Annotated in this window: 5 protein-coding genes; all 5 read right to left on the bottom strand. The window is 62.1% G+C overall.

All coding sequences use genetic code 11. From position 1 onward, the window contains the following. Positions 1-6: 6 nt before the first annotated feature. From D0550_RS31160 to D0550_RS31140, 5 genes are read right to left on the bottom strand one after another with little or no spacing between them, the layout of a single operon-like run. Positions 7-1,110, bottom strand: a complete 1,104-nt coding sequence (locus D0550_RS31160) for a DUF1552 domain-containing protein (RefSeq protein ID WP_116813088.1) — start codon at positions 1,108-1,110, stop codon at positions 7-9. After that, a complete protein-coding gene (locus D0550_RS31155) occupies positions 1,107-2,825 on the bottom strand; it encodes a DUF1592 domain-containing protein (protein WP_161966170.1) in 1,719 nt (572 codons plus the stop codon). The genes D0550_RS31160 and D0550_RS31155 overlap by 4 nt, the downstream gene beginning before the upstream one ends. Before the next feature lie 8 nt (positions 2,826-2,833). Further along, complete coding sequence (locus tag D0550_RS31150) at positions 2,834-3,952, bottom strand: hypothetical protein (RefSeq protein WP_116813086.1); 1,119 nt, start codon at positions 3,950-3,952, stop codon at positions 2,834-2,836. Further along, complete coding sequence (locus D0550_RS31145) at positions 3,949-5,091, bottom strand: NHL repeat-containing protein (protein ID WP_116813085.1); 1,143 nt, start codon at positions 5,089-5,091, stop codon at positions 3,949-3,951. Before D0550_RS31145 ends, D0550_RS31150 begins: the two co-directional genes overlap by 4 nt. Further along, a complete protein-coding gene (locus tag D0550_RS31140; protein ID WP_161966169.1) occupies positions 5,091-7,928 on the bottom strand; it encodes a TonB-dependent receptor plug domain-containing protein in 2,838 nt (945 codons plus the stop codon). Before D0550_RS31140 ends, D0550_RS31145 begins: the two co-directional genes overlap by 1 nt. Positions 7,929-7,931 lie beyond the last annotated feature (3 nt).

Raw genomic sequence — 7,931 nt, 5'->3', positions numbered from 1 at the left:
GCAGCGTCAGATGTGTATAAGAGACAGATCGAGCACCGAGCCCGGGCCCTCCTTGTAACGATCCAAGGTGGTGAGGAACTCGGCGAACGTGCGCGTCGCAAAATCGATGAACCAGGTCACGTCCTTCTGGTAACCGAGTTTCGGATCGATGGGCTCCTCGTGCGTCAAACTATGCCAGTCGCGCACACCGCCGGGCGTACGCAACCCCTGTGTGCCGAAGTTCATATTGAACACTCGCGTCTGACCGCACGCGATGGCATGCGCCAGCAGTCCGGCGAACAGCTTGTTGTTTCGTTCCACGGCGGCGACATTGCGCCCGGGATCCGCCTGCTCGATTTTGTCCGGAATGCGGCAAGCGGCCATCGGCGCGGGCTTCTGCAGTTCCATGTCGAGCTGTTGCTCGATCTGGCGCAGCGATGTGAAGTATTCGTCGAGACGAGCGCGATCGGCCGCACCGACCCGGCTCATCACGCCTTTGCGCTCCTCGCTGATCGCGGACAGCACGCTTCGACGCGCCATCACCTGCGGATCGGGCGTGAACTCGGCACTGTTCGGATCGTTGAACTCGGGTCCGAAGATGCGTGTGTACAGGGCCGCCGGCGACGGCTCGGAAGGATTGATCGCACCGCCCTTGCGACGACTCAAGCTCTGCCGACCGCCGCTGAGTGCGATCTCGATGGACTTGAAGCGAGTGCGGTTGCCGATCACGTCCGCAATGGTCGTGTCCAGGCTGGGATCAGAATCAACGCCGAGCGGCAACGATCCCATCGTCGCGATCTGTACGCCGCTGACATGCGTTTCCAGCGGCCGCCCGTCGAGGAAATATTTGGTGCCGCTGATGACATTGATGCGCTCCCGGAACGGATCGAGCACCTTCATCTCGGCGTTGTTCTGGTAGTTCGCCCCCAGGGTCGCCGGCTTCCAGCGCCCCGGATTGAAGCCGAGATTCTGGAACCACGACCCGAACACGACGGGCAGCTCACCGCCAGTCGCGGCGAGCGCCGTGCCGTTGGTATTCAGGAAACAATCCAGAAACGGCAGCGCGACCGAAACGGCGGTGCCACCGAGCATGCCTCGAAGCACGGTGCGGCGATTCAACGGTTTGCTCATGATGACGCTCCACTGAGTAGCTCGGTCGTGACGATCTCTTCGGTCGGCGGCAATCTCTTTGCAGGATCCGCCGGGGGCGGACCGACGCGATACAGGGCATCGCTCAGCGCAATCTCCTGCATCAGCGCCGGCAGACGATGACCGCTCTTCTCGAAATCCGTCTTGAGCGTCTTCAGCCACGTCCGCTCGTCCTTGATGGGCAGGCGCCCGAGGGCACGCGCGGACAGGCGATCTACCACGCAGGCAACGGCAGCTGGATTGTTATAAACGGCTTGCCCCAATCCGCCGGCATCGCCATAGGAGATGCCGTCGAGCTCGCCGCTCGGGTCGATGGACGCGCCGTTCTCGACGCTGCGGAATTCACCCGCACCGTCGAAGTTCTCCAGTGCAAATCCGATCGGATCGATGATCTTGTGACAGCCCGCACACGACGGCACGGTCGCATGCGCCGCCAACCGTTCTCGCGCAGTCGATGCACCATGCGCCGTGCTGTCTTCGAACTCGCTGAAACTCACATCTGCCGGCGGCGGCGGAACTGTCTGGCACAGCGCGATTTCCCGCACCGCCTTACCCCGCAGCGTCGGCGAGCCGCGGCCGGCCGGCGAATGCAATGCCGTGAATGCCACCTGAGTGAGAATGCCGCCACGCGGATCATCCGCTGCGAATTCGTAAGGCTGCCAGTCGTCGGGCGAGCCGTTGGGCCCGTCCTTGAAGATGGGCACTTGATAAATGCTGCCCAACTCCGGCGTGAGGAAGGTCTTGCGAGTCGTAAAGATCTCGCGGTAGTCCGCGTTGCGAGTCAGCACCACATCGAGCACCGTCCTCATCGTTTGCTCACGCGCGTCCGCCGCCGCTTGCGCACTGAACTTGGGGAACAGCGCCGCATCCTTGGCCAGCACTTCGAACTCGTCGAAGCGCAGCTGATCGACGAAGAAAGCTCGCACGCCCTCCTCCAACCGCGGCGACGCCTTCATCCGTTTGACCTGACGTTCCAACCCGCGCTTGGTCTGCAACTCCCCCTCGGCGGCAGCCGACAGCAGCATCGAATCGGGAGCGGAGTTCCATAGAAAGAAGCTGAGCTGAGAGGCGACCGAGTAGCTGTCGAGTCGAAACCCGCCCTTGTGCTCCGGATCCGGCTCGACGATCTGCTCCACGAACAGGAATGCTGGCGAGGACAGCATCGCAGCCAGGCTCAATCCCAAGCCTTGATAGAAGTCGCCCGTGATGCGGGTAGCTTCAGACGCGGCAGTCATGTATGCGCTCAGCTGCTGGTCCGTGAGCGGCCGGCGATACAGCAGGCGACCCACTTTGCTCAAAAACTCACCGGCGCACTTCTCATCCGGTACTGTGGGTGACGCCGGCTTGCAGGCGACCAGCATGTCACGATGATTCTGGTCGACGACTTGCGCGGCGACCGCTCGCCCCATCGCATCGTATTGCTCCATGCCCGCGGCAGTGATGCTGACCCGACTTGCACCGACGGCAAGCAAACCATCGACACGCATGTCGGGCTCGAAACGCCCGCCGAGATCGATATCGCCACCGAACACATCCTGAACGATGTTGCGATACTGCTCCGCCGTCAGCCGGCGCGTGACCGACGGGCCCGAGTTGATCTTGTGATCATCCGAAGCTGTCATGAAGAATGTGAGCGCGGTAGCTGCCACCGCAACCACCACCGCACCGGCGCCGATCAACCGAGTTTTTCCAGTCATTGCTCCACTCATCGGCGCGACACCTGCTGCGCCGGCGCCTCAGCCGGCTTGACGAACGCCGGCACGGCCTCGATGTAATACGTCGCCGAGATCGATTCGTTTTGACCCGTCACTGGATCGGGATCGGCATCGGCGTAACGCTTCAACAGGTAATAGAAGCCGGGAACGTCACCGGTCACCTGCTGTTCGCCGCCGAAGCCGACGCCGGCGATGCCCCAGTAGATCGGCCGCCACGGCTGATATCCGGCCATGAAGCCGCGCGCCGTGCGATCGGGTTTGAGCTCGAGGCGCAAATGCAGGTTCGACAGCTTGAACTCGGGCGACACCAGCGGGTTCTGTAACAACCGCAAGTTGCCGTGCTCGGTGATCGTGACCACGCCATTGCGCAGCTCGCCGTTGAACTTGTTTCGCGAGCGCAGATCGGGATCGACGCGATAGGCCATATCGAGGCGCGGCGAGCCATCGCTGTTGGAACGTAAATATTCGTAAGCGCGCTCGATGGCGATGGTGACGGGACCGTCCTTGCTGAGGTCGGCGCCGTCGACAGTGATCAGCCAGGCTGGCTGCGAATCCTTCAGCTGTCCCCACGCCCATGCCCAATAGGTCGGGCGGCTGTCGAGCGAGCCACGAAAGGCACGCGTGCAACCAAGCGCGCGGTAAAGATTGTGATCGACGCCGCGCTGCTTGGTTTCGGGATCTTGAAAGCTGCCCGGCTGATCGGGCCCTTTGCCATCGAGGTCAAAACCGAAACCGTCCTTGCCATCCAACCCAGGCAGGCTCAGATCGACGACAGCGGCCGGATGCGTGTAGGGATTGACCGGTTTGCCATCGATGCGACCGCGATTCATGATGAGCTCGTCGAGGTCGCGGACTTCGTCGCCATTCATGATCTTGCGACGCCACTCGGCGACCTGCTGGGGTGTCGCGCCGAGCTTGGCGGCATAGCGCAGATACACCTCTTCCACTGCCGGATGCACGCCGCGCGAGCAATCGTGATCGTTGCTGTAAGTGGCTTGTGCGAACCAGCTGATTGCAAAGTGACGCGTTTCGGCGGCGACGTTCGCAAGCGGCACGCAAGCCAACGACAGCGAGACCAGCGCGGCACGAGTGAGCTGTCGACGGCTCATTGCGGCAGGCTCCCCGCTGCGATCACCCATTTTTGAATGCGCTTGCCGGCGGCTTCAGCGGTGAAGATATTGCCCTTCGAATCGAACGCCGCCTGATGCATGCGATTGAGCTGGCCAGCGTAGTTGCCGAAGTCGCCAAACGTGCCGATCACGGCGCCGGTGGCACGACGCACCAAGCGAACCTGAAAATTGCCGAGATCCGCGAGCGCGAGCACGCTTTGCTGCGGATCAGGCGAGAAGCTGATGTGCCCCACCGTGCCCGGCGGCCGCGTTTCTTTGCCGTAGAAATATTCGGCGACGAACGTGCCATCGCGCTTGAACACCTGCATGCGATCGTTGTCGCGGTCGCAGACGTAGACCAGCCCGTCGCGCGACACCTTCACGCAATGCACGTTTCTAAACTGTGAGGCCGGCGGCGCGGATGGATAGTAGGGCCCAACCTTGTCGTCGGTCGGTGGCTTGCCATACGCACCCCACTTGCGCTTGAAAGCGCCGCTGTCGGCATCGAACACGATGATGCGATGATTGCCGTAGCCGTCGGCGACGAACACTTCATTGCTGGATGGATCGATCGCGATATCCGCCACACCGGAGAGCTGCGTGTTGTCCAGGCTGCCCTTCGACGGGCCGGCATGGCCGATCTGCATCAGAAACTTCCCGTCGCGGGTGAATTTCAACAGCATGCCGTCGGCGGGCTCGCCGTTCGGACCTGGCCGGGTCGAGCTGCCGCCCACCCAAACATTCCCTTTGTGATCCACCAGGATGCCGTGCTCGGTCGTCGGCCACTCATAGCCCTGGCCTGGCCCGCCCCACGCTTGCACTAGATTGCCTTGAGGATCGAACTCCATGACCGGGGGCGCAGGCACACAGCAGCGCCCCGTCGGCGGATCGAGTGCCGCCGCCTTTTCCCAGGGAAACAAGGTGCCTGGCCGCTGCACCACCCAGACGTGGTCCTTCGAGTCCACGAACATTCCGCCCATCTCACCAAACGTCCATTTGTTGGGCAGCGGCAGCTTCGGCCAAGAGGTATCGACGGCATAGCGTGGCATCTGCGGCGTTGGCGAATCCGCCGCGACCGGCGCGGCGGATACCAGCAGCACAGAAGCCGCAGCCAAGAACAATTTTGCAGCCGCGCGCATCACATCTTCATCCTCACACCAACCCGATAGACGCGACCCAATATATCGTAGAGCGACGCGTTGACGGGCGCCTGCGCGTAGGAAATGCCCGCAGGTCCCTGCGGCACCATCGCCGGATCTTTGTTGGCGAGATTGACGACGCTGAGGAACGTCTCGACGTCGGAGGCGGCCCAGCGCATTTTGTAAGAGACGGACGCATCCAGGTAGAAAGCGCCTGCCAGCGAGTTGTCGTTGATGGTGGGATTGTCCGCGGTCGAGACCGGGCAGCCGCTCGTACACTCGATATAAGTGTTCGAGTACGTGCCAGAGCTGAAGCCGCGCGCCGTCAGCGAGGTGGAGATTCGCTCGCCGCTGTACGCCAGCGTCGCCCGATAAACCCAGTCCGGCGGACCGCTGGTACCGAGCCCGTTCAATCCCGAGTTACTGCCCACCGAATCCGCGGGTGGATTGACGCCGTTGTCCTGATAATTCTCCAGGTAATTGGTCGCGAGCAAGCTGAAGCGCAGGTTGCCGGTCAGATTGCTGAACCACCGGTCGATGCCGAACGCGTAGCTCATCTCGTAGTCGATGCCCCGTGCTTTCAGCTCGACCAGATTGAACGGCGACAAGCGGATTTGCGTGATCTGCGATACCCCACCCGCGCCGATGCCACGCGTAATGGCGCTACAGAACGCCTGTATGCCGGCGAAGCAATTGTCGACGATGTTTTGCGCAGCGACGTTGCCAATCGCATCCGAGATTTTCACATCGTAGTAGTCGACCGACGCGGTGAAGCCTTCGAGGAATCTTGGCTGCAACACCACGCCGATGCCGAGCGTATCGGCCTTCTCCGGCTGCAGCAGCGGATTGCCGACCGCCAGGCCTTGATAGGGTGCGTTCTGATTGTTGTTGAACGGATCGATAACGCTGTTGGTATTCGCCGTGCCCGCCGCGAACAACTCGTTCAAGTTGGGCGCGCGAATGTCTCTCGAACGGGTCACGCGAAAGCGCAGATCGTCGATCGGTTGCCAGACCGCGCCGGCCTTCCACGTCGTCACCAGCCCCGAGGTGCTGTAATCGGTGCGCCGAACGGCCGCGTTCAGATCGAAGGACTGCGCGAACGGCACATCCTTGGCCAGCGGCACCACTGTTTCGAGAAACGCCTCGGCCACATGGTAGCTGCCGAAGGTCGGCAGATAGTTGCCGGCAAACCAGCCGTTGACCATCGAGGTGGAGTCCGACTCGCCGCGCACCTTCTCGTCGCGCCGCTCGATGCCAATGGCAATCGAGACTGGACCGGCCCAGGAATTGAACGGCTCGCCGCGCACCGTGGCGGCAACGACTTCCTGAGTGAAGCGCTGATCACGATGCGGCGATCCGATCAGCCAGGCGATCGTCTCGGGCGAGTTCACATTGAGGCCCATCGGGTTGTAAGGCAGACAACCGTCGTTGGGAGTGGTCAGCGTGCTGCGGCAGATCGGCTGGCCGTTGGCAGGATTTACAACGGTGTCCAGCGCGGCGGCATAGCGCGCTTTGGAGCTGATGTTGTAACCCGTCTCGGAGCTGTTGGTGGTGCCGAGCTGGTAGTACGCATCCCAGTTCCACGTGCTGCCAAACAAATCGAAACCACCCTCGAAGCCCGCCATCAGCCGAGTGACTTCACGCTGGCCGGTAAAGCTGATGGTGGGAATGTCGTTGTTCATCGTGCCCAACGTGAACTGAGTAATGCCTTGGTCGGCCATCTGCGCCGCCACCGACGCAGGAATGAATGGGTTGCCGGCCCGTATCACCAGATTCGCAAGATTGAACTGCTTGAGCTGCCACGACCGCGTTTCCGATTCATTGCGTGAGGCCTGAGCGAACACCCCGAAGTTGTCCGTGAGCGAAAAGTTCACGCGGGCGAACAGGCCGGTGCGATCGACCTCCTGATCGAGCGTGTTGTATTGATTGAATTGATTCGAGGCCCACTCGCCGCCTTGCATCCACGGATCGCGGACCAGCGAGCCGTACTGGAACTGGCGTGGCGTGCCACCTTCGCCGAACGTCGTGCCTCTGAGCGCCGTGTTGGTGATGATGCCGCCGAGCGTCGCAGTAGTGAGGCTGGCGCCACTGACGACGAGCCGCTCCGGCAAGCCGCTGGTCGGCGTGTAGGCCGGATTGTTCATGATGTAGCGGCCGTCGTTGTTCCAGCTGCGAGGCACGCCATAGATGCCATCGCGATGGGTGTATTCGCCGTTGAGCAGCAGATGACCGCGGCCATCCGCGAACGGCAGACCGCCGGTGAGCGTCACTTTCCAGTTGTCGTCATCGCCGTAATCGGTGCGGCCGCCGGACACTTCGCTCTTCAATCCCGTGAAGTCCTTGTCGAGAACGAAGTTGACCACGCCAGTCATGGCGTCCGAGCCGTACGCCGCCGAGGCACCGCCCGTCACCACTTCCACGCGCTGAACCAGCGACTGCGGCAGATCGTTGATATCGACGATGCCTGTGATGGCCGACGGCACCGAGCGCTTGCCATCGAGCAGTACCAGGGTACGCACCGTGCCCAGGCCACGCAGATTCAGCGCGTTGATGCCTGCCTGACCATTGCTGAAAGAAAGATTGGACGTCTGCGGCGTGGCGCTGCCCACCATGGCCGGCATGTCGTTGACGAAGTCGGCCAGATTCTCCGGCGCGGCTTGATTGATCTGTTCCGTGCCGATCACCGTCAGCGGCGTCGGTGCCTCGAAATTCTCGCGACTGATCCGGCTGCCGGTGACGACCACCTCTTGCAGCGAGTTCGGCTGTGACGCTCCAGCGGGAACGTCCTGCGCCAGCGCAGCCAACGGCACGACTGAGCCGGCACACCACGCAAGCAAACT

Source organism: Steroidobacter cummioxidans (genome assembly GCF_003104955.1).
This window is presented reverse-complemented; position numbering and strand designations above follow the sequence as displayed.

Excerpts from the sequence above, each read along its gene's own strand:
- D0550_RS31160 (WP_116813088.1), bottom strand. The coding sequence starts at position 1,110 with ATGAGCAAACCGTTGAATCGCCGCACCGTGCTTCGAGGCATGCTCGGT.
- D0550_RS31155 (WP_161966170.1), bottom strand. The coding sequence starts at position 2,825 with ATGACTGGAAAAACTCGGTTGATCGGCGCCGGTGCGGTGGTGGTTGCG.
- D0550_RS31150 (WP_116813086.1), bottom strand. The coding sequence starts at position 3,952 with ATGAGCCGTCGACAGCTCACTCGTGCCGCGCTGGTCTCGCTGTCGTTG.
- D0550_RS31145 (WP_116813085.1), bottom strand. The coding sequence starts at position 5,091 with ATGCGCGCGGCTGCAAAATTGTTCTTGGCTGCGGCTTCTGTGCTGCTG.